We start from the raw sequence: 22,317 nt of genomic DNA on the forward strand, positions 1-22,317 counted from the left end.
ACCGCCGCCATGTCCCGTATCGTTCGCGCTGCTGCCATCCAGATCAGCCCAGTCCTTGGAGACGATGGTCTGGGTACAGCCCGGAAAGTCTGTCAGGCCATCCGCGATGCCGCCGAAAAAGGTGTGAAGCTGGCGGTCTTTCCTGAAACCTTTGTGCCGTATTATCCGTATTTCTCATTCATCCAGCCGGCTTTCCGCTTCGGCGGCGAGCATCTTGAGCTTTATGAGCGCGCCGTCGTCATCCCCGGTCCGGTGACCGACATGGTGGCCGAAGCCACGCGTGACACCGGCATGGTCGTGGTTCTGGGCGTGAATGAGCGCGATTTCGGCACGCTTTACAACACGCAGATCATCTTCGACGCGACAGGAGATATCCTGCTCAAACGCCGCAAGATTACGCCCACCTATCATGAACGCATGGTCTGGGGACAGGGCGATGGCTCCGGTCTGAAAGTTGTTGAAAGCGCGGCCGGCCGCATCGGCGCACTTGCCTGCTGGGAGCATTACAATCCCTTGGCCCGCTACGCGTTGATGACCCAGCACGAGGAAATCCACTGCGCGCAGTTTCCCGGCTCACTGGTGGGCCAGATCTTTGCCGACCAGATGGAAGTCACCATCCGCCATCATGCGCTGGAATCAGGCTGCTTTGTCGTGAACGCCACAGGCTGGCTCACGGAAGATCAGATCAAGGAGATAGCACGCGACCCCGCACTGGAAGGACCGCTGCGGGGCGGATGCTTTACCGCCATCGTCTCGCCCGAAGGCAGGCTGCTGGGCACGCCGCTGGTCGAGGGCGAAGGCATGGTCATTGCCGATCTCGATTTCGGGCTGATTACCAAACGCAAGCGGATGATGGATTCCGTAGGTCACTACGCCCGCCCCGAACTGCTGAGCCTGCTGCATGACCGACGGCCCGCGTGCCCAGTGCATTACGCGGGTGAAGCCGATCCGTCTTTGTTGCATACGGATGAGGTCGCGCCATGACCGTACCAACACTTGGCACGCTTTCGGGGCGCAAGCTTGTCACCGACCTGCAATCCTTCGGGCTTCAGATCGGCGGCGATCATGGCGGCATCGCCCGCAAGGGCGGGGCCGGCCCTTCAGACCACAAGACCATCACCATCGCGGGGCAGACCGTCATGGTCCCGGTCTATACGTCTGGAGCACAACGCTCTCCGTTTCAGGCCAGCCCGCCCGACCAGAGTGGCGCCAGCACGCTGCTGCGTGACGGGCGGACCCTGGGTACAATCCACTTTCCCGCGGCTCCACGCTTTTATGGGCTAAGCACGGCAAACGGTATTCCCTACTGGAAGATCGCCCTGCTCCACGGGCGCGACACCTTGGCAACCACGGTGCACCAGACCTGCATCCGCTATGCCGACCGGCGTACGTCCTGCCAGTTCTGCGCTATTGGCCAGTCGCTGGAGGCCGAGCGTACCATTGCCTACAAAACGCCCGCGCAACTGGCCGAGGTCGCCAAAGCCGCCGTGGAACTGGATGGCGTGCGGGATATGGTCCTGACAACCGGCACGCCCAACGTCATCGACCGGGGGGCGGCAGTTCTGGCTGCGTCCGCCCGCGCCATCAAGGCAGCCGTAAACCTGCCGCTTCAGGTCCAGTGTGAGCCGCCGCACGATCATGGCTGGTTCCAGCGCCTGCGCGATGCAGGGGCCGACAGTCTGGGTATGCATCTCGAAGCCGCGACACAGGCCGTACGTGAAAAGATCATGCCGGGCAAGGCTACTGTCAGCGTCGATCGTTACATGGATGCTTTTGCCAGCGCCGTGCCCATTTTCGGGCGCGGGCAGGTCAACACCTACATTCTGGCAGGTCTTGGCGATAGTGCCGAAGATATTCTTGGTTTGGCCGAGCGTCTTGTTGCATTGGGTGTTTATCCCTTCGTAGTGCCGTTCGTACCTATTTCTGGCACACCATTGGAAAACCATGCACCGCCTACCGCTGATTTCATGAAGTCGGTTCTGGCACCACTTGGGCAGATGCTACGCGATGCCAACATGAAATCCACCGACATCCGGGCCGGATGTGGCCGGTGTGGTGCGTGCTCCTCCCTCTCGGCCTATGAACAATGAGTGCTCTACTCGAAGGCGTGGAACACCGCCCGTTCATCCCGACGGAATATGTCGTGCGCCTTGCCCGTACACCATGGGAACGCGCTGGTTATCATGCGCTCCGCCGCAACGTGTTCTGCACCGAACAGCAGGTCTTCGCCGAGGATGATCGGGACGGCATTGATGACGTAGCCATCCCCATTATTGCAGCCTGCTGTATGGCAGGCATGCCGGACCGGATTGTAGGGGCCGTACGCATCCATGAAGCCGAACCCCATGTCTGGCGTGGTTCCCGTCTGGCTGTGCATGAAGACCATCGCAAGCTGGGGCGGATCGGGGCGGAACTGATCCGCATGGCTGTCAGCACAGCGCACGGGCTTGGGGCCAAGCGCTTTCTGGCTCAAGTGCAGGAGCAGAATGTACTGTTCTTCCGCCGCCTGCACTGGAAAAGCCTTGGCGCCATCACCCTGCATGGGCTGCCGCATCATGACATGCAGGCCGATCTCGCGCGCTATCCGGCACATGGGCAGGACCAGACATGGCTGCTGCGCCCGCAGCCCCGCACCCGGCAGGTGGCGTAATGGCGCACGACCTCGCCACACTGCTTGCCACGCTGCGCCACAGCCACGCCCTCGCATGCAAGCAGGATATTGCCGAAGCAGCGGCAATCCTTAAACCCACCGACCCCAGCGCCATCCGCCTTGGTGATGACTGTGCCGCCATACGGGATGGAGATGGTTACCTCCTGCTGGCCAGTGAGGGTTTTCAGGACAGTTTTGTACGCGCCATGCCGTGGTTTGCCGGTTACTGCGGCGTCATGGTCAATATCAGCGATATTGCGGCAATGGGTGGCCGCCCCGTTGCGGTGGTCAATGCCTTATGGAGCGATACCTCTGAATCCGCAGCATCTGTCCTGCAAGGTTTGCAGGATGGAGCACTGACCTATGGCGTGCCCGTTGCTGGCGGGCATACCAACATGCGCAGCACTCACAACTCGCTTTCGGTCGCAATTCTGGGGCGGGCACGCCATCTGCTCACCAGTTTTGACGCCCGCCCCGGCGAGGTGCTGATTGCCGCCATTGATCTGCGCGGCCGCTGGCATGACCCACACCCGTTCTGGGACAGTAGTTCCGCGCTGTGCGGCACCGATGCGATTACCCGGTTACAGGCCGACATGGACCTTCTGCCACAAATAGCCGAGGACGGGCTGAGCCGTGCAGCCAAGGACATCAGCATGGCTGGCGTGCTGGGTACAGCCCTTATGCTGGCCGAGTGTTCTGGCGTGGGCATGCACATCACGCTGGATGATATTCCACGCCCAGAACACGCCCCCATGGCCCGCTGGCTGGCAGCTTTCCCCAGCTATGGCTATTTGCTGAGCGCCCGGCCAGAGGATGCACAAGCCGTTATGGCGCGCTTTCATGGGCGGGACATTGCTGCGGCCGTTATCGGCCAGTGCAACAATACCCGCAGGCTGGATGTTACCTGGGGAGGCGAGACAGACACTTTCTGGGATCTTGCACAAACGCCGCTCATGGGGTTTGTGCCATGAGCCTGTCCATTGGCATTCTAACGCACTCGACCCTTCCACGCGGTGGCGTGGTGCATGGCATGGCGCTGGCAGAGGCGTTGTGTGACGCAGGGCATAAAGCAACCCTGATCGCCCCGGATGTGACAGGTGCAGGCTTTTTCCGCCAACCCCGCTGCGCTACGCGTTACATTGCAGCCCGAGCGGAGCAGAACCTGCCTGCTCTGGTGGAACGCCGTATATGCGAGATCACGGACGCGCTCAGGGATGAGGCACCATTTGACGTTCTTCATGCGCAAGACCCCATAAGTGCTAACGCGCTGGCTGAACTGGTGGCGCAAGGCCGGATACCGGGCTTTGCCCGCACGGTTCACCACCTCGACCGCTTTGCTCACCCCGGCCTTGCAATGCGGCAGGAACGCGGGTTCATGGCCGCAGCCGAGCTGTTCACTGTCAGCACCATGTGGGAGGGCATCCTGCGCGGCGAGCATGGCTGTGAAGCACCTGTTGTTGGCAACGGCGTTGATCCTGAACATTTTTCACCCGCACCGGGCCCGCAGGACAGCTCACTGCGGGCGCGTTACCACCTGCCGGTTGGCCGCCGCCTGATTCTGGCGGTCGGCGGGGTCGAGCGCCGCAAGAATACGCTGCACCTGCTGGAAGCTTTTCTGGCGCTGCGCCGTGACCAGTCCGATGTGCATCTGGTTGTGGTGGGCGGGGCTTCATTGCTGGATCATTCGGCCTACCGCGCGCTGTTTGATATGCGGTTGCGCCAGAGCGGTGCAGCCGAGCATGTCACCCTCACCGGAGCGGTAGCGGATGAAGATATGCCTGCATTTTACCGGCAGGCAGCCGCGCTGGCCTACCCGTCCGTAACCGAGGGGTTTGGTCTGTGCCCGCTGGAATCCCTCTCCTGCGGCACGCCAGCCATTGTGCCGAAGGTAGCCCCTTTTACCGAGCACCTTCAGGCGTCAGACGTGCTCTGGTGCAACCCCGAGCACCCCGACACCCTGTTTTTAGCCTTGCGTGACGCCCTTAGCGCCAAAAACCGCGAGCACTTCCGGCTCAGCGGCCCCGCAACGGCCCGTCGTTTCGATTGGCACGGCGTTGCCAGTCGGCACCTCCCCGCATACCGGCGGCTGGCGGCCCTGTCGCACGCTGGCACTCCGGCTTCTGGAGCTTTGTCATCATGCCCGAAATGATTTTTCGTGTGCGTTGGCCCGATGGGCAAGAGAGCGATTGCTACTCTCCATCGCTGGTCATCAAGGACCACTTTACACCGGGTGAGGATTACCCGGTTCGCACTTTTCTGGAACAGGCCGACACAGCCCTGACACAGGCCAGCGAGCGGGTGCGTGCACGCTACGGCTTTGCCTGTAGCCGTGCCCTTGGCCAGCTCCAGGCGATCCGACAGACCTGCACGCCCTTCCTCAATCAACCTGATGCGCAGGTGCGTATCCTGTCTTTCAGCCTCTGAAACGAAAGAACGACCATGACACAGAATGAAAAAAGCATCCCCGTCATTATCGTGGGTGGTGGTCAGGCTGGCCTGTCCATGAGCTGGTATCTCTGCCGTGAGAACGTGGACCACGTGGTATTCGAGGCCAAAACCGCCTGCCATTCGTGGGATGATGAGCGCTGGGACAACTTCTGTCTGGTGACACCCAACTGGCAGTGCGAACTCCCGGGACACCCCTATAAGGGGCCCGACCCGCACGGCTTTATGGTGAAGCAGGAAATTATCGATTACGTCAAAGGTTTTGTGGACTCATTCAGCCCCCCCCTGCGCGAGCAGACACCAGTAACCTCCATTACGCGCCATGAAGCCGGTGGCTATCGGGTTGTAACGGGGGGCGAGACCTGGCACGCCCGGCACGTGGTCATAGCCTCGGGCGCGTACCATGACGCCGTTATTCCCGGTTACGCCAGCGCCATTGATCCTTCCATTTATCAGGTTCACTCTCAGGATTATCGCAACGCGGCCCAACTGCCTGATGGTGCCGTGCTGGTGGTGGGGAGTGGCCAGTCCGGCGCACAGATTGTAGAAGACCTGTTTATTGAAAACCGCAAAATTCATCTGTGTGTCGGTTCTGCCCCGCGTGTCTCACGCTTTTATCGTGGGCGGGATGTTGTGGACTGGCTTGCAGACATGCAGTTTTACGACCTGACAGTAGACAACCATCCGCTGCGTGATGGTGCGCGTGACAAAACCAACCATTATGTCACCGGCCGGAATGGTGGCCATGACCTTGACCTGCGGCTTTTTGCCAAAGACGGTGTGGGCCTGCACGGCACGCTGGAAACCATTCGGGACGAGGTGGCCCATTTTGCACCGGACCTGCGGGACAATCTGGATGATGCAGACAAGACCAATGCCGACATCAAAAAATCCATTGATGCCTACATTGCCCGTGAAGGTATTACCGCCCCAACCGAAGCACCTTACGTGCCAGTCTGGGAACCCGATGACAGCAATACGCCACTGGACCTGAAGGCCGCGGGCATTACCTCAATCATCTGGTGCATTGGTTTTCGCCCGAACTATCGCTGGATCGACGTGCCCGTGTTTAATGGTGCCAACAAGCCGCTCTGGCATCGGGGGGTAACAGATGCGCCCGGCTTCTACTTCCTTGGGCTGCCGTGGCTGCATACATGGGGCTCCGGCCGGTTTTCCGGTATCTCGCGCGATGCGGCGTGGCTGGCCAGCCAGATTACCGGCAAAGACGTGCCTGTAGCCTGAGGAAAGGAAAAGCCCCATGCTGCCATGGACCACTTATGAGGCAATGTATGATGCGGCCCAGAACCAGCCAGAAGCATTCTGGCTGGAAGCAGCTCAACGCATTACATGGCAGCAACAGCCCGGCATGGCTTGCCGGGCACGGGCGGATGGCTGGCATGACTGGTTCCCCGGCGCCACGCTCAATACCTGTTACAATGCCGTGGACAGGCACGTGGAGCAGGGCCACGGCGCGCAGGCAGCCTTGGTCTGGTACTCCTGCGCCACAAAAGAACGGCAAACCATTACATATAAGGAATTGCTCGGCAGGGTAGCCGGGTTTTCTGGCGGCCTGCGCTCATTAGGGGTGGAAAAAGGCGACCGTGTCCTGATCGCCATGCCAACCATGATTGAAACAGCCATAGCCATGCTGGCCTGTGCACGCATAGGCGCCGTGCATGTTGTGGTATTTGCCGGTTACGCAGGCCCCGAACTGGCCCGCCGGATTGACGATGTAGCCCCCAAGGTCGTGATTATCGCCAGTTGCAGCTTTCAGGGGCAAACCGCCATTCCGTCCGCCCCGGCCCTTAACGTTGCACTCACGCAGGCCACGCACGAGCCGCAGGCATGTATTATCGTGCAGCGCAACGCCTGCCCCGCACCACTTATGCCCGCGCGGGACCATGACTTCCACACCCTGGAACACTCGCCACCTGTGGCACCCGTCATACTGCGTTCTGAAGACCCGCTCTATATCCTGCATACATCAGGCACAACGGGAACATCGAAGGGCATTGTGCGGGACAATGGCGGGCATGCCGTAGCCCTCGCCCTGTCCATGGAGCTGATCTATGGTTGCAGGAGCGAAGATACGTTTTTTACAACGTCTGATCTGGGGTGGGTGGTTGGCCATTCTTACGGTGTTTACGCGCCATTGATCAACGGTTGCACCAGTGTAATTGTGGAAGGTGCTACAACCTCTGCTGCACTGCGCACGCTTTGCCACGAACACGCCGTGACATGCCTGTTCACGACCCCGACACAGATGCGGCTCCTGCGGCAGGAAAACCGTAACCTGCCCGCACACCCCCCGACAGCACTGGCCCGTGTTTTTGTGGCGGGGGAATATGCCGACCCAACATTGCTGGACTGGGCACGCGCATATTTTCAAAAACCCGTGGTCAACCACTGGTGGCAGACTGAAACCGGGTGGAGCATCACAGCCCATTTTTTCGGCCTGCCGGAACGCGAGCCCATAACGCTCCTGAACGACATAGGGCGACCCGCACCGGGGTTCCGCCCGACCATCGTCCCTGCCATACCGGGTGAATCGTGCGGCGAGATTGTCCTCTCCTTGCCGTTGCCACCTGGCTGTCTGGCCGGTGTATGGAAAGACAGAGAAATCCATGTGCCTACAATTTATCTTGATGGTACAGGCAGATTTTACCGCACATTCGACGAAGGCATGATTGAAGAGTCAGGTGCCGTTCACATGCTCGGACGGTCCGACGATGTCATAAAAGTCGCAGGTCGACGGATTTCGGGCGTACAAATAGAAAAAATCATCGCCACTCATCCTGGGGTTCATGCTTGCGCTGTGGTGGCAATCCCCGACACATTAAGGGGACAGCGGCCGTTGGCTTACGTCGTGGCTGCCTGTGATCTCGCCCCACCTTCTGCTGAAGACATTCTCAGGAAGGTTCATCAGACACTCGGCCGATGGGTGGGGATAAAAGAAATTCGTTTTGTTCGGCAGTTACCCACAAACACATCCGGAAAAATTACTAGAAAACATCTTTATGTTTCTTAAAAATTAGAGATAAAAATATTAATTCTGTTTGTACGGAATATATTTCCAAAACAGGACAAAAACGCATGGATATTTCTGCCGAGAATTTGATTCACCTTTGTATATTCGAAATACTTCATAAATATATTAATCACATTGTTTTGTCCGCTTTTACAGAAAATCTTATCCAAACTAGGCCTTCTGCTCTCCCCCCAAAACCGCCTATCAGCTCAACAGAAACAAAGCAGACAGGCGGTAGTTTCCTCTTGTCGGACGTTCGGTCTATGTTGAGACCGTGAAAAGCAGTCATACGTTTTTAGAATTGGCTATTTTATACCAAGTGTACTTAAATTTTAATAAGAATATTTATTTAGGATATCTAAAATGAATAGTATAGAAAAAATTGATCCATTAAACGCTTTGTATAAGTATGTAACGTACGAAACCCTATGTCATGTAGTGGACGGTACTATACGCTTCACGCAACCAAGTGCATTTAATGATCCTTTCGAATTGCTTCCGGCTATAACTGTCCCAAAAAAATATAAAGGAGTAAAGCGTGGCGAAATTGAATTAAGGATAGATTTAAACGCAAAGCGTCGGTCCAATCATTCCGATATGCTAAGCGAATTTCCTGAAGATTGTGAAATAAATGATGGATTTAATAGGGATATAGTTAAAAATCTAAATAAAATAATCGGGATTTTATGCCTTTCTAAAAGATATAATTCTCATTTAATGTGGTCGCATTATTCAGATAGCTATTCTGGTGCCATAATTAGATTTGATGGCGATCATCCGTTTTTCTATAATAAAATCAATATGGAATATCGTCAGAAAAGACCAATTAGATCAGAAAATTATTACAAGTCTGGAGAACTTATCCCAATTTCTGAATTTTATACATAAGGATAACTGTTGGAGTTACGAAGATGAAGTGCGCATTACGAAGCGCCTCACGGCTTGCAAAAACATTGGGGAGGATAGCCGACAGCATGATATATACGTACATGATATTCTAATAAATTATATAAAATCCATTACGCTTGGACAAAGAATGTCTGTCAAACACAGGCGTTCTATATATGAAAAAATCAAAGATGTGCATGGCGTGCACAGGCTGCCAACAGCGTTACTGGCGCGGCGTGCTCTGGTCGCCCAGCTATTTAGCAGCCTCATGTGGCGGTGCGCACCTGTCCATCATCTGGCAGTATATCGAGCAGCAGAGAACGCCAGATTGAAACGCCGGAACGGCCCTATCTCCGGCCTAAACGCCGGAGCTTGCGGTCCTGCAAAGAGGGTCAACGCCGTAGGGAAGCACTTCCGGACAGTCACAGTCCGAGCGCCGAAAGGCCGGGATGACTGTCCGGACGTCGCCCTGCCGCCCAGTGGAATAAACGGTCGGTGGCTGAAATGGGTTGATCGTTGATTGACGCGGCACGGTAACGCATCAACCCTTCTTCATCGAATGCCCAGTTTTCGTTCCCGTGGGACCTAAACCACTGGCCAGACTGATCCCGCCACTCATAGGCGAAGCGGACCGCGATCCGGTTATCCTGAAAAGCCCAGAGCTCCTTGATGAGCCGATACTCCTGCTCGCGCTCCCATTTTCGCGTCAGGAAAGTCACAATCTCTTCTCGCCCGCGAATGAATTCTGAGCGATTGCGCCACTGGCTATCGGGTGTGTAGGCCTGCGCCACTTTTTCAGGATCCTGACCATTCCAGGCGTCTTCCGCGAGACGGACCTTCTGAATTGCGGTGTTGGCATTAAAGGGAGGAAATGGGGGGCGGGACATTAAGGACTCCGTCTCTGGTGCGGCGATGGATCACAGACTGATCCGATATCTGTCAGTATTTTCCGAAAGACTATTTGACGAAAGGACAATGATCCCTCATTTTAGGACATGCCCAGACAGATCGGTATTCTTCTCTATCCTGATTTCCAGTTACTTGACGCGGCCGGAGTGACGACAACCTTCGAGATCGCCGGTGAGTTTGGGGGCGCTCCGTATGAGATTACGCCTCTGTCTCAGCATGGCGGTCTGGTTCGCTCTTCTTCGGGAATGGCGGTCGACACCGTCCCTCTCGCAGCGGCCGGGTCCTTTGATACGCTTGTCATTGTCGGAGGCCATGGTCACAAACAGGCCATGGCCTGCCCGGAATTGCAGGCTTTCATACGATATCAGGCGGGCATGGCACGGCGGATATGCAGTGTGTGTACCGGGGCTTTTCTGCTGGCAGCTTCTGGTGTGCTCGATGGACGTCGTGTGACGACGCACTGGCAACAGGCCGACGCCATGGCGGCACAGTTTCCAGAAGTCAGGGTCTCGGCAGAAGCCATTCATATCCATGACGGCCCGGTCTGGACGTCTGCCGGCATTAGCGCAGGAATTGACATGGCTCTGGCGTTGGTGACTGAAGATCTCGGGGCCGATATCGGACGCCGCACGGCGCAGCAGATGGTGGTTTTCTATCACCGCCCCGGAGGACAGTCCCAGTTTTCGGCACTTCTTGAGATGGGGAGCACTCAGGAGCGCTTTGCCGATCTTCTGGGATGGATCCGGTCCAATCTGACACAGCATCTGACCGTGGATGTCCTCGCCAGCCAAGTCGGTATGAGCCCCCGAAACTTTTCACGCAGTTTCCGGGCCTCCGTCGGAATGAGCCCCGCCAGAGCGCTGGAACGGCTGCGCCTTGAGGCCGCACGGGAGCGTGTTGAAGGATCAACGCTCCCCATCGAAGCTATCGCTAGCATGACCGGCTTCCACGATCCCGAGCGGATGCGGCGTGCCTTCCTGCGAGAGTTTCAGCAGCCACCTCAGGCTATGCGGCGAAATGCAAATACCACACACTAAACGCTTCTCGACGAAGGTTCCTGACTGCTTATCCACAAATCCGCGTGGAGGTAACGGTCGAAGACAGTTTTATCGATATTCTCGCCTCTGGTGCGGAGGCAGGCATCCGTTATGAAGGACGCTTGGAACAGGACATGATCGCTGTCCCCATCGGGCCGGGCACTCAGCGTGTTCTTACTGTGGCCGCACCATCCTATTTGTCTGCGAAAGGTCGTCCTCGCCAAGGAAATTTGTTCTCTCTGTCGTGAGATTCGGAACCCACTGTAGAAATTCAGCATCATGATGCGAATAGACGCTGTGCTATCGCTATCCTTGGATATTAGGGTTATAAATGGTTATTCCCTTTTACCTAGGGTATGTGACAACCTTCGTCGGGATATTGCCATTTGGATCCCCCTCGCCCGATGCCAGCAAGAGTAAGATATCTCTTGTGCAAAGCTCCCCTAAAACTGAATTAGGCCAGTACGTGGTCCGGCGCGCTTTCGAGAAAGCAGGCACTTCCCTGCTTTGATCGACATCAGCTGTTTTATCTGAGGACTCCATCCTTGATGACCGACAGCTGCAAGGTCCTTATGATCTTTCCGCTTTTTAACTCAGGTTCGTTCTGGAACTACAAGGAAGCCTGTGAACTGACGGGGGCACGTTATCCGGCTGCACCTCTTGGCCTGATCACCGTGGCAGCAATGCTTCCGGAGAACTGGGACGTCAGGCTGATCAATCGCAACACGGAACTTCTGACGGAAGAAGATTTCGAGTGGGCCGATATGGTGATGACCGGGGGAATGCTTCCACAGAGGAATGATGCCCTGCATATCATCGACATATGCCGGGCCAAGGGTAAACCCGTGGTGGTTGGTGGACCGGACGTCACCTCCAGCCCGCCTGCCTATAAGGCCGCAAATTTTCAGGTCCTCGGGGAAGCTGAAGAGATCATGGTCAACTTTATCTCGGCATGGCGAAACGGAGCCAGAGAGGGCGTGTTTGAAGCGCCCATGGGCAAGACGGACGTCACAAAAAGCCCTCTGCCGCGTTTTGATCTGCTGAAGCTGGACCAGTATCTGCATGTCGGGATTCAGTTTTCACGCGGATGTCCGTTCAGTTGCGAATTCTGTGACATCATTGAGCTGTATGGCCGTGTGCCGCGCACCAAGACGACCGAACAGGTCATGGCGGAACTGGATGCGCTTTATGCCCTTGGTTATCGCGGGCATGTCGATTTTGTTGATGATAACCTAATCGGCAACAAAAAAGCGCTCAGGAAATTCCTGCCTGACCTTAAGCGGTGGCAAGATGAGAAACGCTTTCCGTTCGAGTTTTCGACCGAAGCATCGATCAACCTTGCCGATGACGCCGAGTTGCTGAAGGATCTTGCCGATAGCAATTTCTTCGCCGTGTTTGTGGGGATTGAAAGCCCGGATACCGACACGCTGGTCATGACGCAGAAAAAGCAGAATACCCGCCGGAGTCTGCAACAAAGCATCGAGACCATCCATGCTGCTGGAATTTTCGTAAATGCTGGTTTCATTGTGGGCTTCGACAGCGAAAAAGGCAGCGTTGCTTCAGGCATGATCGAGTGTATCGAAGACACGTCGATCCCTGTCTGCATGGTGGGATTACTTTATGCCTTGCCGACGACGCAGTTGACACGCCGACTACTGGCAGAGGGGCGTCTCTTTGTGGATGACGGCCAGACGCAGTCGGGCGACCAGTGCACGGCAGGTCTGAACTTTGAGACCAGCCGTCCACGTCGGGATGTGCTGGACGATTACCGGACGGTGCTCAGAACAATTTATGAGCCGACCGCCTATTTCGGTCGTGTGCGGCGACTGGGTCGGATGCTCAAGCGCCCGCGCGCATATCGGATGATCAAGGGAGATCTTCGCAGCTTCTTCCGACTACTCTTCCGTATCCATCGGGCTGGTCCGGGCTCGGCGGGACAGTTCTGGCGGATGCTGGCAGACTGTGCCCTGCACAATCCAAAAGCGCTGCCGTATGTGGTTATGACCAGCGCGCTGTATTTGCACCTCGGCCCTTTTGCGCGGCAGGTTGTGGCAGAGATTGATCAGGAAATCATTAACCTCGATCAAGGTCTCTCGCAGAGTCCGCTTCTCCAGAAAAACTCTACCATGGAACTACTTCAGCCAGCCTGAGGGGCGATTTTTTTCATCTAGTCGAGATTTTGCCTTCACGATCCGTAAAGCCGAATGTCGGCATATCCACCCGATGCAGCTATCCGTTCAATGGAGAGCAAGCTGACAGATAGCGATCGCCCTTATGTCGGACATCAAGGGTTGCTGCCAACTTTCTGGAAGCGGAGATACTGCGTGGTGTCCGAAGATATGTCTCCGCCAATCCCGGCGCAGTTCAAAGCGCCGTGCTCCAGTTACCGAACGGCGTCGGCAGATCGCGCCATGGGCTGTCCGTACACGCGATCCACAACACCGCTATTCATGAATAGCCGGTTATTCCGGCTGCTGCGGCCGGGATCGCTCGGTTTGTCGAGGCAATGACGTTTAATCAGCGCCCACGGGACGTTCGTCAGCGTAAAACATTCCATTCAAGGGTTGAATCACAAGTCAAGCCTCATGTGAATCCTCACAGCCCCTAAAATAATAAAGCTGTAGCCCAAAATTCCTGTCAACGTTTCCAGCTCTCGATTAGGCCAACGAGCCTCTTACTAATGGCGTTCGTCACGAACGAGATTGCTTCTTCTGACAGACCGTCATCGATGCAGGCCTTTGCGAGCGGTGCAATGAGCCCGTTCATAAGGTTCACATAAGTCTTCACATAGTCTGATAGGCTGTTATGCTCCCAACCCATCCGGCCAGCCATCTCATCCCAGTGACGCAGATAGATGTCCCCAATACTGTAATGGCCGCTGACAATCATTGAAAGCTTGGACCTGTTTGGATACTTTTCGTAAGGCAAAAAGGTATTCAAATCATAAAGAGGCGCCAGTGCGGCGGCGCTCTTTTCTCCCAGGAACAGAGAATAATTTTTAGCATGTGCATCGGTGCCGCCTATGGCCCAGTTAAAAACGCAAGCCATGACAAATGAGAAAACATCCTGCTCAGCGGTGATTGATGTCTTTCTCAGAAGATTGACTATCTCAATCATGCCTGGACCGCCATCTGACTGATACTTTTGTGTTGGCGGCTTGCCAAGCGCCTGACAGATATCCTCGGTATGCAAACGCAAAAGCTTTCCGCTGGATGTATCTAATCTCCGGTCAAATCGCTCTACGACGATTGCCACCTCATCACCGAAACGCATGACTCGGCTTGTTGGTGCTTTCAGGCCCGTCTCTCTGGCCAGAGCTAGGCAGAAATGTTCCCCCTCGACCTGACCCGGCATATCTGGGATAGGCGGCTTGAAGATGTGACTGGTGGGCTCAGCGCCTGTAGGTATCGCCCAGGTTCCATCCTGTAGCATACGCAAGGCGACCTTGGGCTGCGCTCCGGCCAGACTGAACTTGCCGTTGTCTCCTGGCAGGAAACCCAAAGGACTTCGCCCTGTCCTAAGCCCTTGCAGCTTGAGCTCGACTTCTCGGAAGGTAAGGGGAGTCAAGCTCCCTGGCGAGAGCTTGTCGACACTTTCTAGTGGAACCAGTTGCACAGCTCCAGCGCAGTCCTCTCCTATTTTCTCAAGAAGCCGTAGCGGATTACGTGCACTGCACTTCCCAAAACCTCGGCTTTCGTCCTTGGCCAGCCAATCCAAAGTGATTGCGTTGTCCGGCAGCAGGTTCCATAGCCAGTTGGACACAACGCCTCCGCCATATCTCTCCTCCCTGACCGGCATCGAGAGAGAAATTGTGGCCGGAGATAGGCCATCTTGGTCGCATTCGACATACTTGAGTCGTTGGGTGCCTCCTGCGTCCGTGACGTGGGCGCAAAGCTTGCCTGCAACTAGGACGGCAAGTTCAGTCATCCTCACCATCTCCTGACTTGGGCAGTTGCGGCTTCGTAGTGGAAATCTCTTCTGTCGTAGCGGCCGATGCCTGGCCCTCGTCTTTGAATGCCTCCAGCGGCAGTCGGGTGGGAAGCAGTTTTGGACTGATGGTCCTTTTGAACAATGATTTCGTCAGCGAGCCCTCGACCATCCCCAGCTTGGACATCCTGTCCAAGGTTTCCTTCAGTGGGTTCTCAACCATTCCCAACTTGGACATCCTGTCCAAGGTTTCCTTCAGCGGGTCCTCAACCTTTCCCAGCTTGGACATCCTATCCATAGCTTGCGGCACTCCGCCAAACCGGTCACGATGCGCCAGAATTTCCTTATACTGGGGAGAGAGCTCTTTGTTTTCTACAGCGCCAGACTGCCCAACAAAAATCTTGATTCCGAGCGCAGCCAAGGCACGCAACACTCGACCAATTTCGGCCGTCTCGTTGCCTTGTTCGATGTCAGAAACCCACTTCCTAGAGCAGCCTAACCTTTTGGCCAAAACGGTCTGGCTCATACCTTGCGCCAGTCGTTTCTCTCTAATCTGGCTTCCAATGTCCGCAGCGTTGAATATGCCCTGCATAGGTTAAGCTCCGATTCTACAAGCTTTCATAAGCGATGATACCCTTAGATTTCAAGGTAATTGTGCAACCTATAGGGGTCAATATGGAGATGAAACCTATAGATTTCAAGGCAATTGTGTAACTCATAAGGGGCAATATGAAGATGGCGCCATAGAGTGCACCATGCACCTGAAGTCTAAGGGGCCTGCCGTACCTGATGAGTACGAAGCATTCATCCTAACTTCGGCCAACTTTCTGGGGACGGGGTACTTTTATTCTCTTTGTCCGGCGATGCGGTTTGACAGATACGATGACAACCTGACTGTCGATCACCCGGTAGACCAGCCTGTAGCCACTGGTCCTGAGCTTGATTTTGTAGCAATCACTCTGTGGTCAAGACCGCGCCATTCCTTCAGGGCGCGGGGGGCAAACTGGAGTGTGTAGCCGCTCACAGATCTTCCAGCGTCACCGTCACGGGGACTTGCGGTGCGGCGAGACGCTCACGCACAACCTGCAACAGATCAGCATCTTCATGGGAAAGGACATGCCGCGCAACCGGCAGTTTTCCGGTTTCTACCACATATTCGAAGGTCTGGCGGATCAGATCGGACGGTGTCACGCCCAGTTCCGCCAGGCGGGCGTAAGCCTGATCCTTCAGTGCACTATCGATCCGCAGATTGATGGAGGCCATACTCATTTCTCCCAGTCCGAGACACGTAAAATACGCCTTTACAAACGTAAAGACAAGCATCTCGTATTCAATCTAACTTACTCATAACTTGAAACTACGTTATTTTTCAGTTCCTGCCCCCTCCCCCGCTTTTATGTCCGATAAGTCAATCTTCCCAGCTATGAGGCGATCGTTCGTCGGGGAATTCATGTCTTCCTGACACAAAATGAGTTCAATGCCCTCATGTCGTTCGTCTACCATCCAGGAAGAGGTTGGCCGGGTGTCCGTGCTGCTATCAACAGCGGAGACAAACGCAAGGCCGTCAGAATCATCGAGGAACAGGTGCGCTCGAAAGGCAAGGTCTTGCGTGGTCTGGTCCGGAGACGGCACGACGAGGCCATGCTTCTGCTGGAAGGACGATATTGATGATCCGCGCTATCCTTAGCCTGATTTGCGCTGTTTGTATCAGCTGCGCCGCATACGCGGGCACTAAGCCGGAGTCTTTGGAGGAACAGTCTTATAACGGCAATACAATGTTCAACGAGGAGCTTGATGGTAAAGCGTTTCTCAATGGACGGTTGATCGTGCGCGTCGAGCGTATTTCGACCTGTGTGTCAGCAGTCTGGACCCGGAGCGACGGTATCGGATCGCCGCTGCGGCGCGACTTGCTGGAATGGGACAAGATGTTTGATGCCGATCCTTCGAACGATGCCCGGTCTTACTATTTGACGTTCGTTTATGCCGACGTCCATCTTTCTTCGGTTCGATGCCACCACGCAGCGGCTACAGCTGCTGGCCAAAGCGACCTTGCTGCCTGCAAATTCGCGGTGGTTAAAGGATTTTAGCCTTTGTAAAGGCATGAAAGATTTCGCATCCTATGAACTGTTGGATCTTCCGCTGTCACAGGGTAAGCGAAATATTGAGATGATCACGTGCGACACCTACAGCAGCTTTACGATTCATTATTTCAAAATATGCATAAAATATAATAATATATGAAAATATTTACAAAAATAAAAATCCAGTGGATGTTTCCGTATTGCTAATTTACAATTATTCATATTTTTTGTGACATGGAAGGCCAATATAATGTATTTGACTAGAATTAAGCTCAATAATACTGGTCCTATCGACCATGCAGATATTGTTTTGAAATTCAATAGTGATAGTTCTCCTAAGCCGATTATTTTTGTCGGACAAAATGGCGCAGGAAAGAGTGTTGCTACAGCATATATAGTAAACGCTTTGATCGCAGCACATGGAACTATTTTCGAAGATTCGGATGTTGAAAAAGGGAAGGTCTATAAATTAAGAAGTCCAACTTACATTCGGAATGGAGCGACATATTCGACCGCAGAGCTGGAATTTTCGAATGGGTTTAGTGTTTACGAAGGTCAATTTTCAAAACAAAAAAATCAATATGAACCGCCATTCCCTAATTATTCGAAATGGAATGAAGTTCCAGAGGATGAGGCTTCACACTATTCGACAAATTTTCATGAACGAATAAATGAACTCAGAAAAGATCTAAATAGTAATACTCATATTTTCTTTCCGCCGAATAGATTTGAGGAACCCGCATGGCTAAATGAGTTGAACCTTCGCAACAAGGCAAACTATGCTTCGTTAAAGAATTATTCAAACTACTCAAATCGTCCAGTTATTATCTATGCGCCAATGCGGGATCTACAAAATTGGCTTCTTGACTTAATATATGACAGCAACGCTCTTGAAACAAAGACAGTTATTGTTCCTGTAAATCAGATAACAGGAAACCAGGAGCGACCCTTTAAGGAATTAATGATTCAAAATGGCCACGCAACGTCAATTTTAAGATCAATTTCTGTATTTTTAAAGAAATTATTCGGAAAGGATGGGAATTTACAGTGGAGCGTGGGCAGGAGGAATGTAAGAAGCGTTGGAATACTTATAGATAATAAAACGATAACGAAAAACTTATTTCAACTATCCACTGGACAGGCAATACTTCTCGATCTTTTTCTATCTATAGTTAGAGATTTTGACTTAGGGTATTCGAATATTAATGAGCTAAGCGATATTTCCGGTATAGTTGTTGTCGATGAGATTGACCTTCATTTACATACTGATTTCCAGCATGATCTTTTACCAACTCTAATTCACCTATTCCCCAAAATTCAGTTTATTCTAACTACTCATTCGCCTCTGTTTTTAATTGGCATGGAAAAGACGTTTACATCAGAAGGTTTCCAACTCGTTGAACTTCCTTATGGTAAAGAGATCGAGGTTGAGCGCTTCTCCGAATTCGAAGCTGCATATAGACATATGTGCGATAGTGCGCGCTTCCAAGCCGATGTTCAGGCTAGAATAGCAAATAGTAAGAAACCTATTATTTATCTAGAAGGGACAACAGATATAGATTACATAAAAAAAGCAGCAAATATTTTAGGTAAAAAATATATTATTGATCAATTTGAGTTGGTCGATGCTGTGGGGTGTTCTCACCTAAACAAAATTTGGGATACTTACAAAACACATTTAGGCGAAACTATAAAGCAGAAATGGATATTGTTATATGATTGTGATATGCACAAGACTTCTAGCCAGTCTGGAAATTTGTTCCGCAGAACAATTCCGCAGCAAGAGCATAAAATTTCATCTGGAATAGAAAATTTATTTCCGAATAATACAATTCAAAGAGCAATAGAATATAAATCTGCTTTTGTAGATATAAGTGGTGAACATACAATTACAGATAGAGGCGTTAAAAAAATAGTTCCTGAAGAATGGAAAATTAACAAAGATGAAAAAAGAAACTTATGTGACTGGATATGTGAAAATTCAGAAAAAAATGACTTCGATAAATTTTTGATTGTATTCGATATATTGGAAGATATTCTATCAGTTTGAGGGATCGAAGAACCATCGATTGATGCGCTTGGCACGTGATTTAGAACCTGAATCAGAAAGCTGTCAGAACGTATAGGACCACTTCTCGGTAACCGTATCAACCTAGGCACTGCAATGTCTGTTTTCGGTCATCCCTTCCCGAAAACAGACATTCTCCTCCCCCCCTAATCTGCCTGTCCGCTCAGTGATGCAGGAGCATACAGGCGGCAGCCGCTTCCTTGTTGGACGTCAGATCTCGGCACGATCTTTCCTCTAAGCAGACGTATCTCATTTCCGATGCCGTTTAGCCGGCGGTGCGCCATGGTGTCGGCCTTCGACCTGACCTTGCCGTAACTGCCCGCGCGAGACACCGGAAGTGGGCATCTTCCGTAACGCTGACGTGGTGCCCGGTTGGATTCAGGGGCGTTGGCCTGCAGGTGCCAAGATGGGCGAACGGCGGCCCCGGCACGGTAGACTAGCGCTCTCAGTGGTACCAAGCGGCGCCTGTGTAGAAGAAGCGGCCGAGGCGTACGGTGAAGATCAGGCAACCATAGAGGCTATGTTCCAGAACGCGCCACGACGCCAGACGCGCCTGACAAATTTCGGCGGATGCACCGTCTTTATCTAGCGGACCGGCTGGAGCCGTTTCGGCGTGCTCCAGACAGCACAACAGACGCCGCTCCATAATTTCGCAGATTGGTGCATTATTCGCCACACGACCTGAGAACCTTGACGCCATCGCAGCGAGTAAGATGTGGTCGTAGCTTGCCCCGCATTGCTGCCGTTCAACGAACTGTTCGGCTTCTCCAATAGCGGCCCACTGCCGGTTTTTCTTGACGTAGGGAGCAGGAGCCGCCAGCGGTGAAGGTATGGATACGATCAGCCTTCTCGCTCTGCTTCTAACCCTCTCGGCAGGGTTCAGCATTCTCAATCACCACACATTTCGTCTTCCTGTAACGATCGGTGTGCTGGTCTTCTCATTACTGGCGTCCCTGCTGGTCATGATCTTGAATCCGTTAATACCGGCCTATGACCTTCAGGCTCTCCCGCGATCTGTGCTCGGAGCGATCAATCTCCCCACGGCCCTTCTGAATGGCGCGCTGTCCCTGCTTCTGTTTGCCGGGGCCACACAGGTAAACGTTGGACATCTGCGCGCAAAGCTTGCCTCCGTGGCCGCTCTCTCTGTTTTGGGAACCGTTCTGGCCGTTGCCTTTCTGGCGATCGCGGCATGGTACGTCTTCCCTCTGTTGGGCCATGCCATTCCTTTCACGTGGTGTATCGTCCTTGGGGCCATCCTCGCGCCAACTGATCCCGTTTCGGTTGTCGGTATGCTGAAACGTCTCGGACTGCCCGGCCCCCTTCAGGCCGTTTTCGCAGGGGAGAGCCTGTTCAATGACGGCGTGGGCGTGGTGATTTTCGGCGTCACGATCGGACTGGCGACCGGGGACAGTCTGGGAGTTACCGCCTCCGAGATTGCTCTGAGCTTTTGCCGCGAGGCGATTGGTGGCGGTCTGCTGGGCGCACTGACCGGATGGATTGCGCTCCATGTGCTTAAGGGACAGCGGGATCCGCATATCGATCTACTGACGTCGCTGGCTCTGGCGACCGGAACCTTCAGCATTGCCAACCAACTTGGCATGTCGGGGGCTATTGCCGTCGTAGTGGCGGGACTGTGCTTTGGAACAAGCTATAGCCATTCCGTTTTCGATGAGGCATCCCGAAAGGAACTCGACGTCGCATGGACACTCATTGACGAGGTGCTGAACGTCCTGCTGTTTATGCTGATCGGCTTTGAAATCCTGGAGATCACGCCGCATCTGTTTACGGTGCTGGCGACACTTGCCGTGATCCTTCTATCCATTGCCGTGCGGGCATTGAGCGTGCTGTTTTCAACGCTTCCGGTTCACCTCAGACAATGGGAGCGGGGCCGTGCTCTTTGTATCCTGACCTGGGGCGGTCTGCGTGGTGGCATCTCGGTTTCGCTGGCACTTGGATTGCCACCAGGAGACTTGCGTGAGTTGCTGTTGCCTGTCTGTTACGGCGTCGTGGTGTTTACGATCATTGTGCAGGGGCTAACCATGGAACGGGTTGCCCGCAGACTTTATCCGTCCTCCACGCTTGGACCGCAATAATACGGCTCTGATTATTTGAAGGGCAGCTCCGTAAGGAGGAAAGTCATGGCAGCTTTGTCATGTTTTTCAACAGATAGAAGTCGGTCCGCTCCTTAGGCCAAATTTGTCATTCGTTATTCGTGAGGTTGTTGATAACTTGACGTAACAGATTCAGCAGTAATTCACCGTTTTCCACCGTCAGATGCATGTGACTTCTGGCATTGATTGCTGCAACGGCAGCAGAGATATCTGGCAATCTGTTCGCCGCCGAAGAAGACAATGATATCAAGGCACTTCTCCGGTCATTCGGGTCTGGAGTGCGCTGAATCAGTCCATCTCGTTCCATCCGTGCGAGAGTCTTTGCCATGGTGGACTGCTCTACCGCAGCGAGACGCACCAGTTCCCGCTGTGGCTGCGGCTTTCCATCGGCGAGGGCAAAAATTACGGGGAGTTGTCCCGACATGAGGCCAAATGGCCGTAAGGCTTCGTCCATCTCACGCGCAAAAAGTCTCGCTGCCCAGTTGACCATATAGCCAAGCGATTGTTCTCGGGATTGCCATTTATATGGCTTGCTATCTTTATTCATGGCTAGCTATATAAATCTCCCGGGTTCATCGGCGCAAGGACGATAACATGCAGAAGCTTCTCCGTCGTATCCACCCTCTGACAGGAGCGATGGCCATTCTGTGCATAGCCAGTTTCATGACAGCTTCCATCATTGCAGAACTATATGGAGATCCTCAGACCATGGCTGCAACCAAGCACGCCATTCTGTGGGGATTGCTGGTTCTCATTCCCTGCCTTGCTCTCACAAGCTTGTCTGGATACCGGACAACAGGGACAGCGCCACGCGGTCTGGCGCTCACGAAATTCAAACGCATGCGTGTCATTGGGATCAATGGTGTCTGTATCCTTGTCCCCTGTGCATTTTTCCTTGCGCTCCGTGCGTCTGAATTAAAATTCGACTGGTTATTTTATGGTGTTCAGTTGATTGAACTACTGGCGGGATCAACCAACCTTGCGCTTCTCGGTATGAATTTTCGTGATGGACTACGCATGACTCGACCCTGATGAATGCTGACACGTAAATAGCGTCAGCATATCTGAAACAACCTAGCTAATGACTTTATCCCGATTATGAGTTGATGTCGGGTGTTCGCGCCACTGTCCCAGAGCCGGCCCTTCTGCTCTCCGTCCCCCAATTTCTGCTGG

21 protein-coding genes and 4 pseudogenes are annotated in these 22,317 nt (G+C 53.6%); 18 read left to right on the forward strand and 7 right to left on the reverse strand.

What is annotated here, in order from left to right:
* Nucleotides 1-9 precede the first annotated feature (9 nt).
* The 10 genes and pseudogenes from AABE20_RS13990 to AABE20_RS14035 form a co-directional block, all read left to right on the forward strand.
* A complete protein-coding gene (locus AABE20_RS13990) occupies nt 10-984 on the forward strand; it encodes a Nit6803 family nitrilase (protein WP_338333661.1) in 975 nt (324 codons plus the stop codon).
* Complete coding sequence (locus AABE20_RS13995) at nt 981-2,090, forward strand: MSMEG_0568 family radical SAM protein (protein ID WP_338333662.1); 1,110 nt, start codon at nt 981-983, stop codon at nt 2,088-2,090. Before AABE20_RS13990 ends, AABE20_RS13995 begins: the two co-directional genes overlap by 4 nt.
* Entirely contained in the window at nt 2,087-2,650 is a 564-nt protein-coding gene (locus AABE20_RS14000; protein WP_338333663.1) for an MSMEG_0567/Sll0786 family nitrogen starvation N-acetyltransferase, read from the forward strand. The genes AABE20_RS13995 and AABE20_RS14000 overlap by 4 nt, the downstream gene beginning before the upstream one ends.
* On the forward strand, nt 2,650-3,621 hold the full coding sequence (locus AABE20_RS14005) for a sll0787 family AIR synthase-like protein (RefSeq protein ID WP_338333724.1): 972 nt from the start codon (nt 2,650-2,652) through the stop codon (nt 3,619-3,621). Before AABE20_RS14000 ends, AABE20_RS14005 begins: the two co-directional genes overlap by 1 nt.
* Nucleotides 3,618-4,799 (forward strand): MSMEG_0565 family glycosyltransferase, encoded by a 1,182-nt coding sequence (locus tag AABE20_RS14010; RefSeq protein ID WP_338333664.1) that lies wholly within the window; start codon nt 3,618-3,620, stop codon nt 4,797-4,799. Before AABE20_RS14005 ends, AABE20_RS14010 begins: the two co-directional genes overlap by 4 nt.
* Nucleotides 4,787-5,074 carry an MSMEG_0570 family nitrogen starvation response protein gene (locus AABE20_RS14015; RefSeq protein WP_095350444.1) on the forward strand — a complete coding sequence of 96 codons (288 nt, stop codon included), beginning with the start codon at nt 4,787-4,789 and terminating at the stop codon, nt 5,072-5,074. The genes AABE20_RS14010 and AABE20_RS14015 overlap by 13 nt, the downstream gene beginning before the upstream one ends.
* Nucleotides 5,075-5,089: 15 nt before the next feature.
* Nucleotides 5,090-6,337 (forward strand): MSMEG_0569 family flavin-dependent oxidoreductase, encoded by a 1,248-nt coding sequence (locus tag AABE20_RS14020; protein WP_338333665.1) that lies wholly within the window; start codon nt 5,090-5,092, stop codon nt 6,335-6,337.
* Nucleotides 6,338-6,353: 16 nt separating this feature from the next.
* Nucleotides 6,354-8,123 carry an AMP-binding protein gene (locus AABE20_RS14025; protein WP_338333666.1) on the forward strand — a complete coding sequence of 590 codons (1,770 nt, stop codon included), beginning with the start codon at nt 6,354-6,356 and terminating at the stop codon, nt 8,121-8,123.
* A gap of 363 nt (nt 8,124-8,486) precedes the next feature.
* On the forward strand, nt 8,487-9,011 hold the full coding sequence (locus AABE20_RS14030; protein ID WP_338333667.1) for a hypothetical protein: 525 nt from the start codon (nt 8,487-8,489) through the stop codon (nt 9,009-9,011).
* 215 nt (nt 9,012-9,226) lie between these two features.
* A pseudogene (locus AABE20_RS14035) lies at nt 9,227-9,343 on the forward strand (transposase); the annotation flags it as partial.
* Between the two features lie 90 nt (nt 9,344-9,433).
* Here the strand turns inward: AABE20_RS14035 and AABE20_RS14040 are convergent.
* The gene (locus AABE20_RS14040) at nt 9,434-9,898 is read right to left on the reverse strand and encodes a nuclear transport factor 2 family protein (RefSeq protein WP_338333668.1); all 465 of its coding nucleotides are present in this window, start codon (nt 9,896-9,898) and stop codon (nt 9,434-9,436) included.
* 108 nt (nt 9,899-10,006) lie between these two features.
* Here AABE20_RS14040 and AABE20_RS14045 point away from each other — a divergent pair, with 108 nt between their 5' ends.
* The 3 genes from AABE20_RS14045 to AABE20_RS14055 all read left to right on the forward strand — a co-directional run bounded on the left by AABE20_RS14045 (nt 10,007) and on the right by AABE20_RS14055 (nt 13,107).
* The gene (locus AABE20_RS14045) at nt 10,007-10,957 is read left to right on the forward strand and encodes a GlxA family transcriptional regulator (RefSeq protein ID WP_338333669.1); all 951 of its coding nucleotides are present in this window, start codon (nt 10,007-10,009) and stop codon (nt 10,955-10,957) included.
* A 20-nt stretch (nt 10,958-10,977) separates the two neighbouring features.
* Nucleotides 10,978-11,205 carry a type 2 periplasmic-binding domain-containing protein gene (locus AABE20_RS14050; RefSeq protein ID WP_408741016.1) on the forward strand — a complete coding sequence of 76 codons (228 nt, stop codon included), beginning with the start codon at nt 10,978-10,980 and terminating at the stop codon, nt 11,203-11,205.
* A 300-nt stretch (nt 11,206-11,505) separates the two neighbouring features.
* Entirely contained in the window at nt 11,506-13,107 is a 1,602-nt protein-coding gene (locus tag AABE20_RS14055) for a B12-binding domain-containing radical SAM protein (RefSeq protein ID WP_338333670.1), read from the forward strand.
* Nucleotides 13,108-13,330: 223 nt separating this feature from the next.
* Here AABE20_RS14055 and AABE20_RS14400 read toward each other — a convergent pair.
* From AABE20_RS14400 to AABE20_RS14075, 5 genes and pseudogenes are all read right to left on the reverse strand, one after another.
* Nucleotides 13,331-13,514 (reverse strand): annotated as a pseudogene (locus tag AABE20_RS14400) (transposase); the annotation flags it as partial.
* 80 nt (nt 13,515-13,594) lie between these two features.
* Nucleotides 13,595-14,884, reverse strand: coding sequence for a type II toxin-antitoxin system HipA family toxin (locus AABE20_RS14065; RefSeq protein ID WP_338333671.1), 1,290 nt, complete (start codon nt 14,882-14,884; stop codon nt 13,595-13,597).
* On the reverse strand, nt 14,877-15,476 hold the full coding sequence (locus AABE20_RS14070; RefSeq protein ID WP_338333672.1) for a helix-turn-helix domain-containing protein: 600 nt from the start codon (nt 15,474-15,476) through the stop codon (nt 14,877-14,879). The genes AABE20_RS14065 and AABE20_RS14070 overlap by 8 nt, the downstream gene beginning before the upstream one ends.
* Nucleotides 15,477-15,693: 217 nt before the next feature.
* Nucleotides 15,694-15,831: pseudogene (locus tag AABE20_RS14405) on the reverse strand (hypothetical protein); the annotation flags it as partial.
* Nucleotides 15,832-15,904: 73 nt separating this feature from the next.
* Entirely contained in the window at nt 15,905-16,147 is a 243-nt protein-coding gene (locus AABE20_RS14075) for a type II toxin-antitoxin system RelB/DinJ family antitoxin (RefSeq protein ID WP_338333673.1), read from the reverse strand.
* Nucleotides 16,148-16,309: 162 nt separating this feature from the next.
* Here AABE20_RS14075 and AABE20_RS14410 point away from each other — a divergent pair.
* From AABE20_RS14410 to AABE20_RS14095, 4 genes and pseudogenes are all read left to right on the forward strand, one after another.
* Nucleotides 16,310-16,552: pseudogene (locus AABE20_RS14410) on the forward strand (glycoside hydrolase family protein); the annotation flags it as partial.
* Nucleotides 16,552-16,971 carry a hypothetical protein gene (locus tag AABE20_RS14080; RefSeq protein ID WP_338333674.1) on the forward strand — a complete coding sequence of 140 codons (420 nt, stop codon included), beginning with the start codon at nt 16,552-16,554 and terminating at the stop codon, nt 16,969-16,971. The pseudogene AABE20_RS14410 and the gene AABE20_RS14080, both read left to right, overlap by 1 nt.
* A gap of 244 nt (nt 16,972-17,215) precedes the next feature.
* Nucleotides 17,216-19,015 carry an AAA family ATPase gene (locus tag AABE20_RS14085; RefSeq protein WP_338333675.1) on the forward strand — a complete coding sequence of 600 codons (1,800 nt, stop codon included), beginning with the start codon at nt 17,216-17,218 and terminating at the stop codon, nt 19,013-19,015.
* 848 nt (nt 19,016-19,863) lie between these two features.
* Nucleotides 19,864-21,126 (forward strand): cation:proton antiporter, encoded by a 1,263-nt coding sequence (locus AABE20_RS14095; protein ID WP_338333676.1) that lies wholly within the window; start codon nt 19,864-19,866, stop codon nt 21,124-21,126.
* A gap of 106 nt (nt 21,127-21,232) precedes the next feature.
* Here the strand turns inward: AABE20_RS14095 and AABE20_RS14100 are convergent, their stop codons facing one another.
* Nucleotides 21,233-21,691, reverse strand: coding sequence for a MarR family winged helix-turn-helix transcriptional regulator (locus AABE20_RS14100; RefSeq protein WP_025828369.1), 459 nt, complete (start codon nt 21,689-21,691; stop codon nt 21,233-21,235).
* A 47-nt stretch (nt 21,692-21,738) separates the two neighbouring features.
* Here AABE20_RS14100 and AABE20_RS14105 point away from each other — a divergent pair, with 47 nt between their 5' ends.
* Complete coding sequence (locus AABE20_RS14105; protein ID WP_338333677.1) at nt 21,739-22,176, forward strand: hypothetical protein; 438 nt, start codon at nt 21,739-21,741, stop codon at nt 22,174-22,176.
* Nucleotides 22,177-22,317 lie beyond the last annotated feature (141 nt).

Origin of the sequence: Acetobacter zythi, assembly GCF_963921165.1 — a bacterium.
Lineage (GTDB): Bacteria > Pseudomonadota > Alphaproteobacteria > Acetobacterales > Acetobacteraceae > Acetobacter.

Bases quoted from the DNA above. Each gene is read 5' to 3' on its own strand.
- AABE20_RS13990 (WP_338333661.1), top strand. From the start codon at position 10: ATGTCCCGTATCGTTCGCGCTGCTGCCATCCAGATCAGCCCAGTCCTT.
- AABE20_RS13995 (WP_338333662.1), top strand. From the start codon at position 981: ATGACCGTACCAACACTTGGCACGCTTTCGGGGCGCAAGCTTGTCACC.
- AABE20_RS14000 (WP_338333663.1), top strand. From the start codon at position 2,087: ATGAGTGCTCTACTCGAAGGCGTGGAACACCGCCCGTTCATCCCGACG.
- AABE20_RS14005 (WP_338333724.1), top strand. From the start codon at position 2,650: ATGGCGCACGACCTCGCCACACTGCTTGCCACGCTGCGCCACAGCCAC.
- AABE20_RS14010 (WP_338333664.1), top strand. From the start codon at position 3,618: ATGAGCCTGTCCATTGGCATTCTAACGCACTCGACCCTTCCACGCGGT.
- AABE20_RS14015 (WP_095350444.1), top strand. From the start codon at position 4,787: ATGCCCGAAATGATTTTTCGTGTGCGTTGGCCCGATGGGCAAGAGAGC.
- AABE20_RS14020 (WP_338333665.1), top strand. From the start codon at position 5,090: ATGACACAGAATGAAAAAAGCATCCCCGTCATTATCGTGGGTGGTGGT.
- AABE20_RS14025 (WP_338333666.1), top strand. From the start codon at position 6,354: ATGCTGCCATGGACCACTTATGAGGCAATGTATGATGCGGCCCAGAAC.
- AABE20_RS14030 (WP_338333667.1), top strand. From the start codon at position 8,487: ATGAATAGTATAGAAAAAATTGATCCATTAAACGCTTTGTATAAGTAT.
- AABE20_RS14040 (WP_338333668.1), bottom strand. From the start codon at position 9,898: ATGTCCCGCCCCCCATTTCCTCCCTTTAATGCCAACACCGCAATTCAG.
- AABE20_RS14045 (WP_338333669.1), top strand. From the start codon at position 10,007: ATGCCCAGACAGATCGGTATTCTTCTCTATCCTGATTTCCAGTTACTT.
- AABE20_RS14055 (WP_338333670.1), top strand. From the start codon at position 11,506: ATGACCGACAGCTGCAAGGTCCTTATGATCTTTCCGCTTTTTAACTCA.
- AABE20_RS14065 (WP_338333671.1), bottom strand. From the start codon at position 14,884: ATGACTGAACTTGCCGTCCTAGTTGCAGGCAAGCTTTGCGCCCACGTC.
- AABE20_RS14070 (WP_338333672.1), bottom strand. From the start codon at position 15,476: ATGCAGGGCATATTCAACGCTGCGGACATTGGAAGCCAGATTAGAGAG.
- AABE20_RS14075 (WP_338333673.1), bottom strand. From the start codon at position 16,147: ATGGCCTCCATCAATCTGCGGATCGATAGTGCACTGAAGGATCAGGCT.
- AABE20_RS14080 (WP_338333674.1), top strand. From the start codon at position 16,552: ATGATCCGCGCTATCCTTAGCCTGATTTGCGCTGTTTGTATCAGCTGC.
- AABE20_RS14085 (WP_338333675.1), top strand. From the start codon at position 17,216: ATGTATTTGACTAGAATTAAGCTCAATAATACTGGTCCTATCGACCAT.
- AABE20_RS14095 (WP_338333676.1), top strand. From the start codon at position 19,864: ATGGATACGATCAGCCTTCTCGCTCTGCTTCTAACCCTCTCGGCAGGG.
- AABE20_RS14100 (WP_025828369.1), bottom strand. From the start codon at position 21,691: ATGAATAAAGATAGCAAGCCATATAAATGGCAATCCCGAGAACAATCG.
- AABE20_RS14105 (WP_338333677.1), top strand. From the start codon at position 21,739: ATGCAGAAGCTTCTCCGTCGTATCCACCCTCTGACAGGAGCGATGGCC.